Genomic DNA, 17,640 nt, shown 5'->3' with positions numbered 1-17,640 from the left:
GAATTTCAGTTCAATGGTGTGCGGAAAATGCAAATTCTCTTCGCTGTGCTGCGCGCCTACACTGGTCCACATGGGCCGAGTGCTCGGCCCGCGCCGCGCCCTGCGGCAAACAGCCTGTTTTACTGGAGGAGAGCTTATGCGTGAGGAGACGAGACGGGCAGCATTGCGTGCAGCAGCGAGGGTCGCGCTGGGAGCGCTGGCCTGTGGCGCCCTGGCGGGCTGCAGTGGACGTTACGTCTCTGGCGGGCAGTCGTCTCCGCTGGATCCCGACGAGGAGATCCCGGCAGGGGAGCCGGACGGCCCGGCTTCGGCCGGAGTCGGCGCGACGAGCGGAGTCGGCGCGACGACCGGCGGCGGTGGGGAACCTTCGACGGGGAGTGGGGTCGTTCCGACGCCCGATGAGGGGGGCGCAGGTGGCGCGGGCGGCGCGGGAGGCGCGGGCGGCGCGCCGCCCATGCCGACCGGGCTCGCGTGCGCCGAGCAGGTGAGCCTCGACGACACGGAGGCTCGCCCCCGCGCGGAGCTCGACTGCTGTGTCGACTACGGCTTGCAGCGCCTGCCCGCCCCCGGGACGGGGATCTCCGAGGAGCAGCGGGCGGCCCTCGCCGGAGACGCCTCCTTCGTGAACTGCTGCACGGCGCTGATCGTGGGCGTGGACGCCGACGCGATCTCCTACAGAGAGGCCGAGCCCGTCCGGCACGCCTGCTGTTTCGGCGACGTCGTCGCTCCCGAGGGGGAGCTCTATACGCGGACGTTCTGCACGCCCTGGGGCCCGCCGGTCCCGCCGGCGCTCGACGCCTATGATGCCCGGTCGGAGGTCGCATGAACGCCGCGACGCTCGATCTCCGCGGCGAGGCGCGCGCGCGTGCCTTCGACGTGAGCGGGTATCCCGCGGCGCTGTTCCCGTCGGCGATCGGCACCTGGCACGCGCGGATGGTGAACGAGCACGGGTCGTCGGCCGTGTTCGAGGCGCTCGCAGGCCAGCTCGCCGAGGCGGGCTTCCCGCCGGAGCTCGCCGAGGCGTGCCGGGGCTTCGCCGACGAGGAGCGCCGCCATGGCATCCTCTGCGGCGCCGTGGTGGAGGCCCTCGGCGGGACGGCGACCGCGAGCGTCCCGGAACGCCCGGAGTTCCCCCTGCACCGCGACGCGCCCCCCCGCGCGGCCGCGCTCCGCAACGTGATCCACATCTGCTGCATGAGCGAGACGGTGGCCGTGGCCCTCATCGGCGCGGAGCGGCTGGAGATGCCGCCCGGGCCGCTGCTCGATCTGCTGACGCGCATCTACGCCGACGAGGTCGGGCACGCCCGCTTCGGCTGGCGCCTCCTCGAGCAGGTCGCGCCGGAGCTCTCCTCGGCGGAGCGGCAAGCGGTCGAGCGCTACCTGCCCGTCGCGTTCCGGCACCTCGTGGAGCACGAGCACGCGCATTTGCCGGCCCACGACGCCCCGCCGGACGGGGAGCAGCTCGGGCTGTGCAGCGGCCTGAAAGCCCGGGTGTTGCTCGATGAGACCATCGAGGAGGTCATCCGCCCCGGGCTTCGCCGCTTCTTCGATTGCTGATCTCCCGCGCGCTCGCCCGCGCCGCCGGGACGCCCCTGTCGTCGACGCCCGCCCCTCCTCCGGGGGCCCTCGATGCCCCCGCGGGTCACCCGCGCTTCTGCGGCCTGCCGCGGGGCGCGGGCCCCGCCGGCTCCGGGACCGCGACGGGCGCAAGCGTCTGCCGCGCCAGCTCTCGCGCATAGGCGAGGCGGTCGGCCGGCGAGCCGAGCGCGCTCAGCCCCTCGTAAAGCCCCGCGAAGAACGTCGGGAAGAAGACCGCCGAGAGCGCCGCCACCACCCGGCGCGCCGCCGCCCGCTCCTCGAGCCCGGGCACCGCCGCCCGGACGAGATCGCGCAGGCGCTCCATCACCGGCGCGAAGAGCTTCGGGAAAGGACCGCTGTAGTCGTCCGCGTGAAACGCGTCGTGCAGGAGCGCCCTGCCCACGTTCGGGTACCGCATCCCGCCCTCGAGGTAGTAGCCGAGCAGCCCGCTCAGCGCCTCCAGGGGATCGCCCGGCATGCGGGCGAGGAAGTCCTCGGTGTCCGACAGCATGTTCCCGATCGACCCCTCGAGCGCCGCCGCGACGAGCGCCTCCTTCGACCGGAAATAGTAGTTCACCGCGGCGATGTTGACGCCGGCCGCCGCCGCGAGCTTCCGCACCGTCAGCTGCCCGATGCCGTGCTTCTCGATCTGATCGATCGCTGCGACCACGAGCCGCTGCCGTGGATCGAGATCGTCCGCAGGGGCGAGGGGGTCACGGTCGTTCATACGATTGTTTGAAACAAACCTTGACGACGCGTCCGGCAGGCGTCAACTGTTAAAACATATGTTTCAATCACTTGTTTCGTCAGGCGCTGGAGGTGCACCGATGCTCGAGCGGCGGAGGTTTCTCACCCACACGGCGGTCGCGGGGGGCGCGGCGGCGCTCGGGTTCGCGGCGGGCCGCCGCGGGGTCGATCAGGAGGTCGCGTCCGCGCGGTTCCACGGCGACGACACGCTCGGGCGGGGCCAGGCGGCGCCCGTCTGGCACCGGTTCAAGTTCACCGGCCAGCCGGTGATGGACGCGCAGATCGTGTTCTGGCTCGGCCTCGCGTCGATGGGGCTGACCGACGTCGGCGAGGTGCTCGACACCGCGACCCGCATCCTCCCAGGCGACGAGCGCTCGTGGTTCGAGCAGTGGCTGGCCACCGCGAAGCGGGTGCGGGGCTACGGTGAGGAGGCGGAGGCCCGCGGCCACGCGCGCAGCGCCGCGTCGCACTTCCTGCGCGCGGGCGCGTACTACCGGGCCGGGCTGATGCGCTACGCGGACCGCTCCGACCCGCGCCTGGTCCAGGCGACGATCGCGGGGCTCGACCTGCATGACCGGGCGCTCCGCATGCGGGGCTACGACTCCCGGCAGGTCGATATCCCCTACGAGAACGGCGTGCTCCACGGCCGCGTCCACTACGCGCCCGGGGTGGCGCGCGCGCCCACGATCGTGCTGCAGCAGGGCCTCCACGCGTGGCCCGAGGACACCATGTGGGTCGTCGACGGCGCGCTCGAGCGGGGCTACCACGTCCTCTCGTTCCACGGCCCGGGCCAGGGCGCCTCGCTGCGCCTCCACGGGCACCCCTTCCGGCCCGACTGGGAGGTCCCCGTGGGGCGCGTGCTCGACTTCGCCGAGCGCGACGAGCGGCTCGACGCCGGCAAGTTTGTCCTGATGGGCCTCTCGTTCGGCGGCTACCTCGCGCCGCGGGCGGCCTCGCGCGAGCGCCGCCTGCGCGCCCTCGTCGCCAACCCCGGCGTCGTCAGCTGGCGCGACGCGATGCTGAGCCACTTCGCGTCCATGCCCGGCCTGCTCGAGCTGCACGCGCGCGGCCCCGCGGCCTTCGACCGCGCCATCGACGCCGCCTCGGTTGTGCTGCCCGACGCGCGCTGGTACTTCGATGACGTGACCTGGAAGCACGGCGTCTCGACGCCGCACGAGGTGATCGACGAGCTCCGCAAGTACGACAACGAAGGTGGCGTCGCGAGCATCCGCTGCGAGACGCTGATCATGGAGGGAAGCGCCGAGGACGCGTCTCCAGGCGAGTCGGAGCGCCTCTACGGCGCGCTCACGTGCCCGAAGCACATGATGGTGTTCGACGCGGGCACGGCGTCGCAGGTCCACTGCCAGGGCGGCAACCAGCTCCTCGCCCAGGCGCGGCTGTTCGACTGGCTCGACGAGCGGGTGGCGCGATGAGGCCCGCCGATCGCGCCGCCGCGCGCTCCACGGACGAGCGCCCCGGCGGGGGCCCCTCCCGCCGGAGCGCGCGCCCCCCGCGGCTCCTCGCCCTGGCGCCGCTGCTCGCGGTCGTCGCGGTCTTCGCGCCGGGCGCGGCGTGGGCCCAGCTCCCCGATCTCGTGGACCTGAGCGCGCAGTACATGCCGGGCGCGGCGATCGAGGACCCGCGCCCCGTGCGGGCGCAGGTCTCGTCGTACGAGGTCAACGCCAACGTGCCGATCCCCCTCGGGGAGAAGACGTTCCTGATCCCGGGGGCGACGTACCACGTCGAGGCGATCTCGTACGCCGGCGCCCCGCCCGGCTTCGACGAGCTCCGGGCCTTCCACGCCGTCGACGTCCCGGTGCTGTTCGTCCAGCTGCTCCCCGACGACTGGTCGCTCTCGCTGCGCGTCGCGCCGGGGCTCGCGGGCGACTTCGAGGCCTTCGACGGCGGGCTCGTCCGCGTCAGCGCGCTCGGGCTCGTGACCCGCACGCTCTCGGAGAAGCTCGTCCTCGGCGGCGGCGCGCTCGCGTCGTACAGCTTCGGCTCGTTCCTCCCGCTGCCGGCGGCGTACGTCGACTGGACGCCGAGCCCCCTGTTCCGCGTCGAGGCCTTCCTGCCGGGCTTCGCGTCGGCGAAGCTCCTGTTCTCGGATCGCGTCGAGGTCGGCCTGCGCGCGGACCTGGCGGGGAACGCCTACGCCGTGCGCGACCCGCGCGTCACCGGGGCGTGGCCGTGCGCGGCCCAGCCGGCCGACGACCCGGCGACCGAGCAGGACGAGCGGGCGGCGCGGCCCGAGGAGTGCCTCGATCATGTCGCCTACTCGGTCGCGACCGCGGGCGTGACCCTCGGCGTGCGCGCCTTCTCGTCGGTGTGGGTGACCGCCCAGGCGGGACACAGCCTGTTCCGTCGCTACGAGCCGATGAACGACGAGGACGATGGTATCCCCGGAGGCGGGCAGAGCATCCCGAACGTGCTCTTCTTCCGCGCCGGCGTGACATGGCGCATCCCGAAGAGCTGAAGCGCGACTCACCGCCTGGCGCGCCGCGCGAGCGTATAGCCGCACACCGACGGGCGGGTCCCCGCCGGACCGTTGAAGACGGCTCGACGCCGGTGCATCCTCCGCCTTATGCGCCCGGGAGAGGTCATCGACAGCCGCTTCCAGCTCGAGCGCGTCGCGGCCTCCGGTGGGATGGGGACGGTCTACCGCGCCGTCGACCGGGCCACGGGGGCGCAGGTCGCGCTCAAGCTCCTCGGCCAGCCCGACCGGAGCGCGGCGCACCGCTTCGAGCACGAGGCGCGGATCCTCGCCGAGCTCGATCACCCGCGGATCGTCCGGCACGTGGCCCACGGAATCACCCCCGACGGGGTGCCCTACCTCGCCATGGAATGGCTCGAAGGGGAGAGCCTGGCGCAGCGCCTCGCCCGGCAGAAGCTCGATCTCGAGGAGAGCCTCGCCCTGCTCCGCGCGGCCGCCGAGGCGCTCGGGGCGGCGCACGCGCGGGGCATCGTCCACCGCGACGTCAAGCCGAGCAACCTGCTGCTCGTCGGCGGCGAGGTCGTCGGCCTGAAGGTGCTCGATTTCGGCATCGCCCGGATGAAGCGCACCATCGGCGCGCTCACGCAGACCGGCTCGGTGATGGGGACCCCGGGCTACATGGCCCCGGAGCAGGCCACCGGCGAGCGCGACCGCCTCGACGCGCGGGCCGACATCTTCTCGCTCGGCGCCGTGCTCTTCGAGTGCCTCACGGGCAGGCCCGCGTTCCAGGGCCAGCACGTGATGGCCCTCCTCGCGAAGCTCCTCATGGAAGACCCGCCGCGCGTGCGGAACCTCCGGCCCGAGGTGCCGCAGGAGCTCGACGAGTTCGTCGCCCGCATGCTCGCGAAGGACCCGGAGCAGCGGCCGCGCGACGGCTCGGCCGTCGTCGAGGCGCTCGACGCCCTCGAGCGCGATCCGACGAGCGGCCTGGCCGCGCCCCCCGTCCTGTACGAGGCGATCACGGCGTGCGAGCTCCGGCTGCTCTCGCTGGTGGCCGCGCGGGAGCCGCGCTTCTCGCCCTGCGACAGCGCGGCCAGCACGCTCGTCGCCGCGGCGCCGAGCGACCTCACGAGGAAGCTCTACACGAGCGCGCAGCCGTTCGGGGCCCGCGTGGACGCGCTCGCCGACGGGACGATCGTGCTCTCGATCGCCGGCGTGGGCGACGCCGCCCTGCAGGCCGCGCGCGCGGCGCGGTGCGCCTTGAAGCTCGTCGAGGTCGTGCCGGAGGCCTCCGTCGTGCTCACGACCGGCCGGGCCGAGCACACCGGCAGCCTCCCTGTCGGCCCGGTCATGGACCGCGCGGCCGCGCTCCTCGCCCTCGCGGAGCGCGACGCGCGCCCGGAGCGGAGGCCCGCCCCCGTGTGGATCGACGACGTGACGCGGGCGCTGCTCGACGCGCGGTTCGAGATCGAGCCGGCGCGGCCCGGCACGTTCTTCCTGCTGCATGAGCGCGAGGTCGGCCGGTCGGCGCGGACGCTCCTCGGCAAGCCGAGCCCCTACGTCGGCCGCGACAGGGAGCTCCGGAACCTGCGCGAGCTCCTCGAAGACAGCTTCGGCGGGCCCGAGCCCCGCGCCATCCTGATCACCGGGCCGCCCGGGATCGGCAAATCCCGCCTGCGGTACGAGCTCATCGAGATCCTGCGGGAGCGGCACCCCGAGCTCACCGTCGCGGTCGGCCGAGGCGACTCGCTGAGCGCGGGCTCGCCGTTCTCCCTCCTCGGCTCCGCGCTCCGGGGCGCGGCCGGGATCACCGGCGGCGAGCCCGCCCCGGCGCAGCGGGAGCGGCTCCTCTCGCTGGTCGCCCGCGCCAAGGCGCTGACGCCGGGCGAGAGGACGCGGATCGCCGCGTTCCTCGGCGAGATCGTCGGCACGCCGTTCCCGGGCGAGGCGGACCCGAGGTTCCTCGAGGCGCGGCAGAGCCCGGCCCTGATGGCCGACCAGATCCCGCTCGCTTACCTCGACTTCATGGAGGCGGCGTGCGCGGCGGGGCCGTACCTGCTCGTGCTCGAGGACATCCAGTGGGGCGACGCGGCGTCGCTCAAGCTCATCGCGCGGGCCCTCCGGGAGCTCCACGACCGGCCCTTCGCGGTGCTCTACCTGGCGCGGGTCGAGGTGCGGAAGGTCTTCCCCGTCCTCTGGGAGGGCAGCGAGGTCCACGAGATCACGCTCGGCGCGCTGCCGCGCCGCGCGGCCGAGGAGCTCGTGCGGCAGATGCTCGGCGACGGGCTCCCGCCCTCCGAGGTCGCGCGCCTCGTCGAGCGCGCGAGCGGCAACGCCTTCTACCTGGAGGAGCTCATCCGGGCGGTCGCGGAGGGGCGCGCGGACAGGCTGCCGGAGACGATCCTGGGCATGGTCGAGGCGCGGCTCGAGGCCATCCCCGCGGAGGCGCGGCGGCTGCTGCGGGCGGCGAGCGTCTTCGGCGAGGCGTTCTGGAAGACCGGGGCGCTCGCCCTGCTCGGCGACGCCGGCGGGTCGACGCTCGCGGTGGACTGGCTGCCCTGGATGCTCCAGCGCGAGCTGCTCGAGCGCCGCGAGCAGAGCCGCTTCTCGGACGAGGAGGAGTACGCGTTCCGCCACGCGCTCATCCGCGACGGCTGCTACGCGATGCTGCCGGACCACGATCGCGCGCTCGGGCACCGGCTCGCCGCCGAGTGGCTGCTGCAGGCGGGAGAGCACGACGCCAAGGTGCTCGCCGAGCACTTCGAGCGGGGCGGCGAGCCGCGGCTCGCGGTGGAGTTCTACCTGCACGCGGCGGAGCAGGCGCTCGCCGGGAGCGACCCGGCCGCCGCGCGCGCGCTCGCGGACCGGGGGCTCGCCCTGGGCGCGGAGCGGGACGTCGAGGCGGTGCTCCGCGGGATCCGGGAAGGGGCGTCCCGCGCGCTGGGCGAGGCGGACGAGCGCGCCGCGCGCTCGTCGCGCTCGTGAGCGCTCAGGGCGGCCGCTTCCGCGGCCGTGGGATGCCGTACTCGTCGATGCGGCCTCGGCGACGGCATCGTCCTGCCGGTCTACGCACGCATCGACTGGGCTTCCCTCATCTGCCGCGTCTATTACCTCGGGTACGTGCGCCGGCGCCTCGATGGCGAGCAGCCCTCGCTACCGCCGCCGCCGCCGCCGCCGCCCGTCGCGTGACGCGTGACGCGTGACGCAGAACTCGCCGAGGAAGGTGTCGGTCGCGCGTTTCGAGCGGTCGTCGAGCGCCTGCTCTCACGCCGCGCTGAGGACGAACAAGATCCTCCCCCCTGGGTTTCACCGCCACCTGCTTCGTGACAGGATTGTGCGCTGGCGCGGTTCACGGGCGCCGGGCCTGCGCGGCGCGGTAGAGGGCGAGGACGCGGGCGCGGCGACCCTTGTCCATGCGGAAGCCGAGACCGTGCCGCACGATCTCGGGGAGATAGAGCTCATCCTGCTCGACACGGATGACCACGCCGTGGGTCTCGAGAAAGGCGACGTCCGCGCGCGCGAGCTCGAAATCCTCCGCCTGAAAGGGGATTTTTCGCCGCTCCTCGGGCGCCTTGCGAAGACGTTCGAACAGAGGCAAGAGACCGGGGATCTCGACCTCGAGCTCCTTGATCTTCGCTGCCGAGCACTCGACGAGCGCATCGCGGAGCGATCGCGGCGTCAGCTTCGGCTCGTCGGGCACCTTCTCCGCCGCATATCGGACGAGCCGCACGAGATCGCGGGCCTGCAGGCGGCCCTGGAAATCGGACAGGGCGGCGACGACCCAGCGGTCGGTGTGGGCTTCGCGGGATCTCTCGGAGCCCAGGCGGTCGCCCCAGAAGGCCTTGAGTCCCTCGCGCAGCTCGTCGTAGGGCGCGAGCGGGATGCGCTCCGGATCGATGACGTGGAGCCCCGCGCGATCGAGGATCCAGGCGACGAGCCGCAGCGCTTCCGTCGACGTCCAGACGATGGAAAACTTGCCGTGAAGCGCCTCGAACTGGCCGAAATTCTGCACGATCGCGGCCTGCGCGAGATCGCGGCGCACGAAGGTGACGACGCCGAGGTGGGGCGAGCGCAGGTCGCGCACCCGGAGCGTGAAGCGCTGCAGCAGATCTCGCAGGAGACGTTGCTGGCCTCCGCTGAGGGGGGATTGGGGGCCAGGCTGGAACGAGTCCTCGATCCCGTCGATCGCGAGGCACACGGCCACGCCGCGCTGGGCGAGCGCGGCGGCGACGGCCTCGACGCTCACCCCGGCGGTCTCTGGAAGACCGAGGCGCGCGGCGACGCGCCGGGTCCAGAACTCCGTGTCGTCCGTGTCCCGGGTGAGGGCTCGATCGAGGTCGGTGCGCATCGCGTCCTCGGTGAGCGGTGCCTCCGTGCCCGGAGGGCGCGGGCCGAGGGCTTCCCAGACGAGACGCTCGGCGTCCGCCACCTTCGCGGCGAGATCCGGCTGTTTGTTCACCGGGCTGAGGAGAGGAAAGACGAAGGCCTGATGTTGACCCGGGAGCGGAAGAGCGGGGGCGCTGCTGGAGACCAGCGCGGAGAACTCCCGCCAGTCGCCGGCCAGGACCATCTGACCCCAGGCGAAGGTCTTCCCGGCCCCCTTCGCGCCCAGCACCACGGCGGCGGGGAGGCCCATGGGGAACTGGTCGACCAGTGCCGCGAGGGCCGGGGTCACCAGGAGGCCGAGCTTGGCGTTGCCCTCCGCGTACTCGAGCTTCCTGGCTTCCGCTGCGACCGCTTTCAGGCCGCGTGCCGTTGGAGCCGGTGAGGGCGTGGCCGCGGGCGTCGCCCGGGGCGCGAGCAGCGCCGCGAGTCGGGGCGCTGCGCGCTTCCCCAGGTCTGTCCCGGGGAGCAGATCGCGCAGCAGCTGCTCGACGGAATCGAACCGGATGAGCGCCTCCGCGAAGTGGGCCTCATGTACGTTGCCCTGCACCGCTTCCTCCGCGATGTCGTCCGCGGCGTGGGGAATGGAGTCCTGCAGATCACCGGAGAGGCGCGCGATGGCCTCGCTCGTGAAGGAGGGAGGGATCATCGAGAGGACCACCTCGGGGCGCCTTTCCTTCCGCACGCGGCTTCTCATGCGCTCCAGCACGAAGGTGGTACCCCGGATCGACTGCCCGCTGCACGACGTCACCAGGATCGTCTGGACCCGCGGATCCAGCAGGAGAGGGGAGGAGAGCTCGGTGACGCCCGCGCGGAGATCAACGAGGACAACATCGACGCCGAGCGCCTGACCCAGCGCCGCGAGCGCCTCCGCGATGACGTGCGCCCGCCCCGGTCCTCGCACGACCTGCTCGATCGTGACCGGCTGCGCGAAGAGCTGCTCCTTGTCGCGGTGGGACGGAAGGAAATAGAAGGTGGCGCGACCCCCGGAGAGCTCCAGCCCTTCGCTGTTCCGGCGGAGCCGCTCGGTGGCGAGCGGGAGCACGGCGCGCCAGTCGTCCGCGTCGTGCACGAGCGCGAGGAAGTCGAGCAGGCAGAAGCGGTCGGGGGGGCCGGGGATCTCGAACGTCAGCCCCGGGGCCTCGAGATCCGCGTCGACCACGAGAACATGGCCCCCTCGCGGGGGCGGCTCGATCAGCGCTCCGAGGGTGGCCAGAAGCGTGGTCGTACGGCCGACGCCGCCCTTGTACGAATAGAACGCCGCGAGCCTCGGAGAGCCCTCGGGGAGCGGATGGATAGGGCCCGGGACTTCCTTGGCGTCGGTCCAGAGGGGGCGGACCACGTGAGGCGACGGCGTCGCGTCTTCGTCCGACTCGTGGATCTCGATGCGGAGCGATCGGGGCGCCTTGAGCGTCGACTCGAGCGCCAGCGTCACGCCATCGACGGCGATCTTGGGTCCGAACACATCGGCGAGTCGCCTCGCCACGTCCGCGCGGCGTCCGGGCGCGCACGTGACGTTGAGCGCCTCGAGGTCCGCCGAGACTTCGAGCCAGGGCGGAGCCTCCTCGCCTCGCAGGGCGCGCTCCACGTCTCGCCATGTGTACAACGGGGTCATCGGATGTTCTCCTCGAGGTACTTCAGCACCGCTTTTGCCGAGATCAGGAGGCTTCTACGGGAATCCACGGACAGGCGCCGCCCGTAGCGCAGCGCCTCGTGGATCCGGTCCGGGCCCACGTCCTCGTCGGGCTCCACCAACCTGACCGCGTGAAAGCGCGGCGTCTGGCCGACCAGCTCCCCGCGCGCCACCCGCTCCACGCCCGCCACGATCGCGCCGGCCGGCCGCCCCACCGTCGCCCGGCTCGCGAACGCGGCGATCAGCGCCGTCGCGGCGAGGAGCGCGGCGCCGGCGAGCGCCAGCCCGCGGTTCGAGCTGCGCACGAACGCGTCCAGGTAGCGGAGCTCCCGGACGACCACGGCGACGACCGACAGCCCGCGCCGCGAGAACGTGACGCGGCCTGCGCGGATCAGGGGCAACGCGGGACCACGTGGTCCGGGCGCGAGTCCTCGAGGCGCACGGTGATGGCCGTGTCATCGATGCTCAGGACCTCGATCGTGCCCTCGGTGAGGGGCGACTCCCTTCCCCCACCGTTGCCCATAGCGTCAACCCACTCGGTGTGGAATGCGATCACGTCGGTCGACGAGAAGTCGTACTTGCCCACCTTCTGCAGCGATGGCGGCAGCCCTATCAGCGTCTGGTTCCGACTCGGGCCACCGAGGCCGCCTACGAACACGGGATCGCTGCATGTCCACATTCCTTCGTAGACGACGGCGATGATGAGCGTCTTCGGTTCGAGCACCTCGCCGGGCTCGAGCCAGTTCTGCTTCTGGGCGGGCGTGAGGGTCGTGATCTGCTCGTTGAAGAGCGCGAAGGCGGGTTCCGCCAGCGCGCCCGGGGCGCCGCCCGTGCCCGCCACCGTGGTGCTCTCCGGGGCGCCGCCGGTGCCCCCCACCGTGGTGCTCTCCGGGGCGCCGGAGGTGGTGCTCTCCGGGGCGCCGCCGGTGCTCGTCGCGGTGTCGGGACCACCGCCCTCGCCGGACTCGTCGCCGATCTGGAGATCCGTCGAGCAGCCGCCGACGACCAGCGAAGTCGCCGCAAGCGAAGCGAGAATGAGGAGATTCGCGGCGCGCAACGGACGCGAGGCGCGCGAAGAGAAGCGATTCGACATTGGAGTTCTCCATCGAAGGGACCGCATCGTGCGGTCACTGGGTACGTGGAGAGACCGGCTCATTTTTTTGAGATGGTTCCTCGAGGCCGAGCGACTCGAGCCTGCCGCGGTACGCCGAGCCGGGGAACCGCTCGAGCAGGCTCGCGGCGCGGGCGCGCGCCTCGGCCGCGCGGCCGAGGGCGAGCAGGGCGCGGATGGCAATGAGCTCGCGCTCCTGACCGAGCGCGCCGGCGGGGAAGCGCCGCGCATGGTCGCCCGTGAGCGCGAGGGCCGAGCCTGGGTCGGCGGCGAGCGCGTCCTGCGCGCGCTGGAGCAGGTGGACCTCGGTCTCCGCCTCCTCGGCGGCGCCGGCGGAAGGAGGGCTCGCGCTCGCGGGAGCCCCGCTGCTCGGCGCGCGCAGCGCGCGGATCTCCGCCTCCTCCGCGCGCGGCGCGGCGGCGGTCGCGCCCCGGGGGAGCTCGCCGCGGGGCGCACTCGCGCTCGAGGGCTCACCCGCCGCGCCGCGCGCGGCCTCCGGTCCAGCGTGCCCGGCGTCATCGAGGCCGGGATCCACGGGCGGCGAGCGGGCGGGGGTGGGCGCGGGGACGCTCGGCCCAGCGGCGCTCGCAATGACGCTGGGCGCGGGCTCGCTCGGCGCGGTGACGGCATGGCGCGGCGCGGTGACGGCGTCGCGCCACCACACGCCGCCCACGACGGCGAGCCCGAGGAGCGCGCCGAGGAGCGCGCTGGGGATCACGGAAGGCGCCGCGGCGGCCGCGGCGAGGTGCCCGGGCGTGAGCGGAGGCGAAGGGGTCGGCGGCGCAGCGGCCGGCGGCGCGGCGGTCGGCGGCGAGTTGCCCGGCGGCGAAGGGGCCGGCGGCGAGGCGCCGGAGGGCGGGAGCGGCCCCAGCGGGAGGCGCGCGGCGAGGCGGGCGAGGTCGGAGGGCCCCGGCAGCTCGCGCTGACCCGCGCGCAGGACGGCGCGCACGGCGTCGGTAGTGTCGGAGGAGGCGTCGACGAGGCGCGGCGGATCCTGGGGTTTGCTCAAGGCACTCTCCTCCCGGCCGTGGCGCGCCGCAGGGCGGCCTCGACCACCCGGCGCGCCGCGTAGAGCCGCGCGTACGCCGTCTGAAGCGGGCAGCCCACCGCCTCGGCGACCTCCGTCATCGGCAGCTCCTCCAGCTCGAAGAGCACGAACACCGCGCGCTTGTCGTCGTCGAGCGTCTGCACGCACGCGTCGAGGAGCGCGCGCGCCTCCCGGTCCTCGAGCGCCCCGTGCTGATCCTCGGGCGCTACCTGCTCGGGCAGATCGGCGCGCGTGGACTCGCGGCGCCGGTGGGCGCGCTTGCGGTAATCGGCCGCGACCCGGACGCAGATGCCGTACATCCAGGTCTGGACCGACGATCGGCCCTCGAAGCTCGCGAGGCGCCGGTGGACGATCATGAAGACCTCCTGACAGACGTCCTCCGCGTCGGCGTCGTGGACGCCGAGCCGCCGCAGCGCGCGCCAGACGAAGGGCGCGTGATCGACGAAGAGCTGCTCGAAGGACGGGACCAGACCTCCCGGCGCGGGGCTCGCGCGCGGTGGGCCTTCGAGCGCGTTGGCGAGCGGGGACATGCGCTGGGGTGAGTGGAGGGGCGGGCGAGGCGTTTTGAAGCGATCGACGCGGCCCGGTCACGGCAGCTCGAGGCCGAGGCCGAGGTCGAGGATCGCCGCCACTGGCGACGCCTGGAAGACGTTGTGCCGCGCGCCCGCCGCGTCGGTATAGAAATAGACGTCCCGCACGGTCGGCACCGCGATCCCGAGCCCGACGGCCCCGAACAGCGGGCCCACGAAGCGCTGCCGCACGCGCGTGTCGAGGTTCAGGTCGACGACGAGCCGCTCATGGCGGAACCTGCTCGGCAGCGCGGGCCCCTCGACGCGCAGCGACCCGAGCATCGCGCCGATGCAGCCCGAGAGCGCCGTCCCGCCGCGCGCGGTCTCGAGTGGGCACACGGACAGCGTCCCGTGTGCGAGCGAGAACGCCGGCGATCCGGGCACCTCGGAGACGACGGGGCTCGCCCACAGCGCGCCGCCCAGGGCGAACCCCGGCCCTCGCGGCGGCGCCACGTGCACGCGAACCCCGAGCCCGACGCTCGCGGGCCCGGGCACGAGCCCGAGCCCCCCCACCGCAGCCACCGCGCCCCCCACCCGCCAGGGCGCGCTCGAGGCCGCCGGAGCAGGCGGACACACCGCAAGCGCCGGAGCCCCGGTCACGCGCGGCGGGAGCTGTACGAGCCGCACCGGCGCGCCTGCGCCCGGCGCTCCCCCACCCGCGCTCGCTGCCGGGCCGCCAGGGGGCACGAGCGAGGCGTCGGGATCGATGAGCAACGCGATCACGAGCTCGAGCTGCTCGTCGATCGCCCGGCAATCGACCTGATCGGCCTCGAGCTCCCGCGATCCGATCGCCGCCCCGCTCGCGCCGAACACGCGGATCGTCGCTCGCCAGACGCTGGCCTCCTGCGAGCGCTCGATCCGCCCCTCGATGGCCACCTCCGCGAGGGTGGGCGGCACGAACGCGACCCGCCCAAGCCGCCGCTCCACGGCCAGCGCGAGCGTCCGCGCGTCGACGCACGCCTCGGCCCCGGGCATGCGCACCCACGCGAGGGACGAGGTGCGCGGGGCCGCATCGGCGTGGCGATCGAAGGTGCCCAGCGCGGCCCCGGCGAGGAGCGCGAGCGCCGCGGATCTCATGCCGCCGCTTATCCATTCGCTCGGCGACGTCGTCAAGGCACGGCGCCGGGCGCGCGGCGGAACGAGTCGCCCGGCGCGACGCTCCTCTGGCGGCTGGAGGGCGACGACGACGGCCTCGACGCGCGCGGGCCGCGCCAGGCCTACGCGATGGGGCAGTTCGTCGTCGCCGCCTCCGACGGCCTGGGGCTCCTGGTCGTCGGCGCCGTCATCGAAGGCAACCACGACGGCGGAGACGTCGCGCTCTGGGACGTGGGCGCGTGCCGCTGGCGCGCCAGGCTCTACGACGGCCACAGGATGGGGCTCGCGAGCGACGCGGCGTTCACGCGCGACGGGGCGCTCGTGGCGGTGGCCATCGCCGAGCTGCACTGACCGCGGCGGGTCGCATCTTCGTCGAGGAGCTCGCGCGCTGGCAGAAACAGAAGGCGACCGAGCGCGGCACGCCCGGCGGCGAGACCGGCTCGGTGACCTTCGTGCAACGGTTCGACTCTACGCTTGGGAGCATCGTGCACTTCCACGTCGTCGCGCTCGATGGCGTATTCACTCGACAGGACGGTCCCGAGGTCGTTTTCCACCAGGGCCCTGCGCCCTCGCGCGACGACATCGCCGCTGTCGCCGCGCGCGTCGAGAAGCGCATGATGCGGTGGCTGCGGCGGAGCAAGCTCGTGGACGACCGGCCGAGCGAGGAGCGCTCCAACGAGGTCCCCGAGCTCTCCCCGCTCGAAGCGTGCATGCAACTGTCGTTCTTCGGCGGCACCTTTGTGCGCCTCGATGAGGACGGCGTCCCCCTCGCAGAGGCGGACGACGAGGATCGCTTCCGCCCCCGGGGCAAGAGCCCGTGGGCCGGCGAGGTGGCAGGCTTCAACATCCATGCGGGCGTCACGCTCCGCGCGGGGGATCGCGCCGGCCTTGAACGGCTGTGCCGCTACGGCGCGCGCCCGCCTTTCAGCCTGGAGCGCATCTCGCTCCTGCCCGATGGCCGCGTCGCGTACCGTCTTCGCAAGCCCCGTCGCAACGGCGCGACTCACCTGGTGCTGGCGCCCGTGCATTTTCTGGCGCGCATCGCGGCTCTCGTGCCTCCACCCCGGTACCCGTTGCTGCGCCTTTCCGGCGTGCTCGCGTCGGGCTCGTCGTGGCGAGCCGCCGTGGTGGCTCACGGACCCGCGGCGACGGGCATCCCGGTGCCGGAGACGAAGACGAGCGCGACGGCGCCACCGACCTGCGCCAACGACATCACGGCGCCACCTCCCGCGGCTACCTGGGACCCTCCGGCGAGCGCGCGCACGAGCCTCGGCGACGGCATCGTCCTGCCGGTCTACGCACGCATCGACTGGGCTTCCCTCATCCGCCGCGTCTATTGGGAGGATGTGCTCGCGTGTCCGTGCGGTGGGCGCCGGCGGCTCGTCGCCGCGCGGTTCTGCCTTTCGTGATCCCGCCGGCTCGTCCTAGCCTCTTGCCGAAGATCCGGCCGCGCGGCACCGAAGACCTCGTCGCACGGGCGTGCGCTCGGCGCTCGCTGGAACAGCTCGGTGACGATGCCGACGAACGGCGGCATCGCGATCCACGACCGCTGGGGTTGACAGAATGGCACGGAATAGCCAGTCACGCCCGGGCTTTTCATAGCCGATGACAGACAGCAAGGCGCGACTCCGGAGGAGGCTGAAGCATCTGGGCGTCGGGCTCGCGGCTACGGCCGCGCTTTTCGTGCTCTTCCGGGCCGGCGCATCGGCCTGGGGGCAATCCCGGCTCCGCGATTACGTGGATGCCACCGAGGCCGAGTGGGACGCAGAGCGCGCGCGGATCCGCGAGCGCGCGCGGGCCGCCCGCGCAGGCGCCGGAGGCGAGGACTGCGGGGCGAGCTATGCGAGAATACCGATGATCCCGCTGAGCCCCCTTTCCCAGATGTTGGAGCAAGCGATCGAGGCTGGGCCCAGCGCGCCGCTCTCCCCCGAGCTCCTCGCCGTTATCGAGCGGCAGCGCCCGGCGCTGGACGCCTTCCGGCAGGCGGCGCGGTGCTCTCACGTCGAGCTGGCGAAAGACGAGCCGGTGGGCGATCTCGCGCTGGTGTGGCCGGCGCTGAGGGCGAGCCGACTGGCCTTGATCGAGGGGCACGCGCTCGCGGCCAGGGGAGACGCGCGCGGCGCCCTTGATCGCTATCTCACCGTGGCCAGGGTCAGCGCGGACATGTCCGCTGGGTCGCACACCGCTGTCGTGATCAGCGCGTTTGCCGCCACGCCCGCGTACCGCGGCGTCGCCGCGCTGGTCGCCGGCGCGCCGCGGCTCGCGCCCGCGGAGCTCGCCGAGCTGGACCAGGCGCTCGCGGAGCGAGGGCGCCACCTGCCTCTGCTCTCCGACGCTATCCGGAAGGAGCGCTTGGACCTCCGGAAGACGGCCGTGGGCCTGAGCGAGGGGGGCACTTCCGCCGAGGAGATCCCTCTTCGCGTGACGTCCACCAGCGTTCTCGCGCTCACCCTGGTGCTCCCGGCGGACGCCGTGTTCGGCGAGGGCATCCCCCAGCTCGACGCACGGCTGCGGCGCGCGGAGCAGATCGCGCTCGATGCGCAGCGCGATCCGTCTCAGATAGGACGATTCCGGGAGCTCGCGATCGACTCCCTCGCCGCCGAGGCCACCCCGTTCGGCAGTTTCCGTGACCCTGAGTTTCTCCAGGACCTGGCGCGGCGGGATTGCGCCCTGCGAGCGTCGTATCTCCTCGCGCGCGCGGCCGTCGAGGCGGAGCGGGCGTATACGGACGGCGGCTACCCCGAGGCGCTCCCGGCCCTCGCGCAAGACCCTTGTGGGACAGGACCTCTCGTGTACAGAAAGAGCCCGGACGGCGGCGGTTACAGCCTGTTCAGCGTCGGCAAGGATGGCGAGGCAGGCGGTCCGCGCGCCGAAAACGGCAGGATCAGCGACGGCGACGATCTCGTCGTCACCCGGCGAGGAGAGGGCATCCGGTAGCCCCCGCGGCGGCGCCCGACCCGGGTTGCCTGTAACCGGCTGTCCGAGAGGCCGCCGAGATCTCCTGGCGAGGAGACGGTCCTCCACGGGCTGGTTCGACACGAT

Annotated in this window: 16 protein-coding genes; 9 read left to right on the top strand and 7 right to left on the bottom strand. The window is 73.3% G+C overall.

The annotated features are described in order from the left end of the window. The first annotated feature begins 136 nt into the window (after positions 1 to 136). Both WME97_RS35415 and WME97_RS35410 read left to right on the top strand, forming a co-directional pair. Positions 137 to 826, top strand: a complete 690-nt coding sequence (locus tag WME97_RS35415) for a hypothetical protein (RefSeq protein WP_437544243.1) — start codon at positions 137 to 139, stop codon at positions 824 to 826. Then, the gene (locus WME97_RS35410) at positions 823 to 1,557 is read left to right on the top strand and encodes a ferritin-like domain-containing protein (RefSeq protein ID WP_437544241.1); all 735 of its coding nucleotides are present in this window, start codon (positions 823 to 825) and stop codon (positions 1,555 to 1,557) included. The genes WME97_RS35415 and WME97_RS35410 overlap by 4 nt, the downstream gene beginning before the upstream one ends. Before the next feature lie 85 nt (positions 1,558 to 1,642). Here the strand turns inward: WME97_RS35410 and WME97_RS35405 are convergent, their stop codons facing one another. Continuing rightward, the gene (locus tag WME97_RS35405) at positions 1,643 to 2,305 is read right to left on the bottom strand and encodes a TetR/AcrR family transcriptional regulator (protein WP_437544239.1); all 663 of its coding nucleotides are present in this window, start codon (positions 2,303 to 2,305) and stop codon (positions 1,643 to 1,645) included. A gap of 100 nt (positions 2,306 to 2,405) precedes the next feature. Between WME97_RS35405 and WME97_RS35400 the strand changes: the two genes are divergently transcribed. The 4 genes from WME97_RS35400 (at position 2,406) to WME97_RS35385 (ending at position 7,948) form a co-directional block, all read left to right on the top strand. Then, positions 2,406 to 3,758, top strand: coding sequence for an alpha/beta hydrolase family protein (locus tag WME97_RS35400; RefSeq protein WP_437544237.1), 1,353 nt, complete (start codon positions 2,406 to 2,408; stop codon positions 3,756 to 3,758). After that, on the top strand, positions 3,755 to 4,801 hold the full coding sequence (locus tag WME97_RS35395) for a DUF6268 family outer membrane beta-barrel protein (protein WP_437544235.1): 1,047 nt from the start codon (positions 3,755 to 3,757) through the stop codon (positions 4,799 to 4,801). Before WME97_RS35400 ends, WME97_RS35395 begins: the two co-directional genes overlap by 4 nt. Before the next feature lie 108 nt (positions 4,802 to 4,909). Next, the gene (locus WME97_RS35390) at positions 4,910 to 7,744 is read left to right on the top strand and encodes a serine/threonine-protein kinase (RefSeq protein ID WP_437544233.1); all 2,835 of its coding nucleotides are present in this window, start codon (positions 4,910 to 4,912) and stop codon (positions 7,742 to 7,744) included. 27 nt (positions 7,745 to 7,771) lie between these two features. Next, complete coding sequence (locus WME97_RS35385; protein ID WP_437544231.1) at positions 7,772 to 7,948, top strand: hypothetical protein; 177 nt, start codon at positions 7,772 to 7,774, stop codon at positions 7,946 to 7,948. Positions 7,949 to 8,108: 160 nt separating this feature from the next. On the opposite strand, the gene WME97_RS35380 is transcribed toward WME97_RS35385, so the two are convergent. Genes WME97_RS35380 through WME97_RS35355 form a run of 6 tightly spaced genes read right to left on the bottom strand, consistent with a single transcriptional unit; the run spans position 8,109 to position 14,580 of the window. Further along, positions 8,109 to 10,757, bottom strand: a complete 2,649-nt coding sequence (locus WME97_RS35380) for a KGGVGR-motif variant AAA ATPase (protein ID WP_437544229.1) — start codon at positions 10,755 to 10,757, stop codon at positions 8,109 to 8,111. Continuing rightward, the gene (locus WME97_RS35375) at positions 10,754 to 11,176 is read right to left on the bottom strand and encodes a hypothetical protein (protein ID WP_437544227.1); all 423 of its coding nucleotides are present in this window, start codon (positions 11,174 to 11,176) and stop codon (positions 10,754 to 10,756) included. Before WME97_RS35375 ends, WME97_RS35380 begins: the two co-directional genes overlap by 4 nt. After that, a complete protein-coding gene (locus WME97_RS35370; RefSeq protein WP_437544226.1) occupies positions 11,167 to 11,868 on the bottom strand; it encodes a hypothetical protein in 702 nt (233 codons plus the stop codon). The genes WME97_RS35375 and WME97_RS35370 overlap by 10 nt, the downstream gene beginning before the upstream one ends. Before the next feature lie 34 nt (positions 11,869 to 11,902). After that, positions 11,903 to 12,895: a hypothetical protein gene (locus WME97_RS35365; RefSeq protein ID WP_437544224.1), complete on the bottom strand. Its 993-nt coding sequence runs from the start codon at positions 12,893 to 12,895 to the stop codon at positions 11,903 to 11,905. Next, positions 12,892 to 13,464: an RNA polymerase sigma factor gene (locus WME97_RS35360; protein WP_437544222.1), complete on the bottom strand. Its 573-nt coding sequence runs from the start codon at positions 13,462 to 13,464 to the stop codon at positions 12,892 to 12,894. The genes WME97_RS35365 and WME97_RS35360 overlap by 4 nt, the downstream gene beginning before the upstream one ends. Positions 13,465 to 13,521: 57 nt before the next feature. Beyond that, complete coding sequence (locus WME97_RS35355) at positions 13,522 to 14,580, bottom strand: hypothetical protein (protein ID WP_437544220.1); 1,059 nt, start codon at positions 14,578 to 14,580, stop codon at positions 13,522 to 13,524. Positions 14,581 to 14,727: 147 nt separating this feature from the next. Here WME97_RS35355 and WME97_RS35350 point away from each other — a divergent pair, with 147 nt between their 5' ends. The 3 genes from WME97_RS35350 (at position 14,728) to WME97_RS35340 (ending at position 17,535) form a co-directional block, all read left to right on the top strand. Next, the gene (locus WME97_RS35350; protein WP_437544219.1) at positions 14,728 to 14,949 is read left to right on the top strand and encodes a hypothetical protein; all 222 of its coding nucleotides are present in this window, start codon (positions 14,728 to 14,730) and stop codon (positions 14,947 to 14,949) included. A gap of 92 nt (positions 14,950 to 15,041) precedes the next feature. Beyond that, positions 15,042 to 16,007, top strand: a complete 966-nt coding sequence (locus WME97_RS35345; RefSeq protein WP_437544217.1) for a transposase — start codon at positions 15,042 to 15,044, stop codon at positions 16,005 to 16,007. 196 nt (positions 16,008 to 16,203) lie between these two features. Continuing rightward, positions 16,204 to 17,535: a hypothetical protein gene (locus WME97_RS35340; protein WP_437544215.1), complete on the top strand. Its 1,332-nt coding sequence runs from the start codon at positions 16,204 to 16,206 to the stop codon at positions 17,533 to 17,535. Positions 17,536 to 17,640: the final 105 nt, after the last annotated feature.

Origin of the sequence: Sorangium sp. So ce367, assembly GCF_051520455.1 — a bacterium.
Classification (GTDB): domain Bacteria; phylum Myxococcota_A; class Polyangia; order Polyangiales; family Polyangiaceae; genus Sorangium; species Sorangium cellulosum_B.
This window is presented reverse-complemented; position numbering and strand designations above follow the sequence as displayed.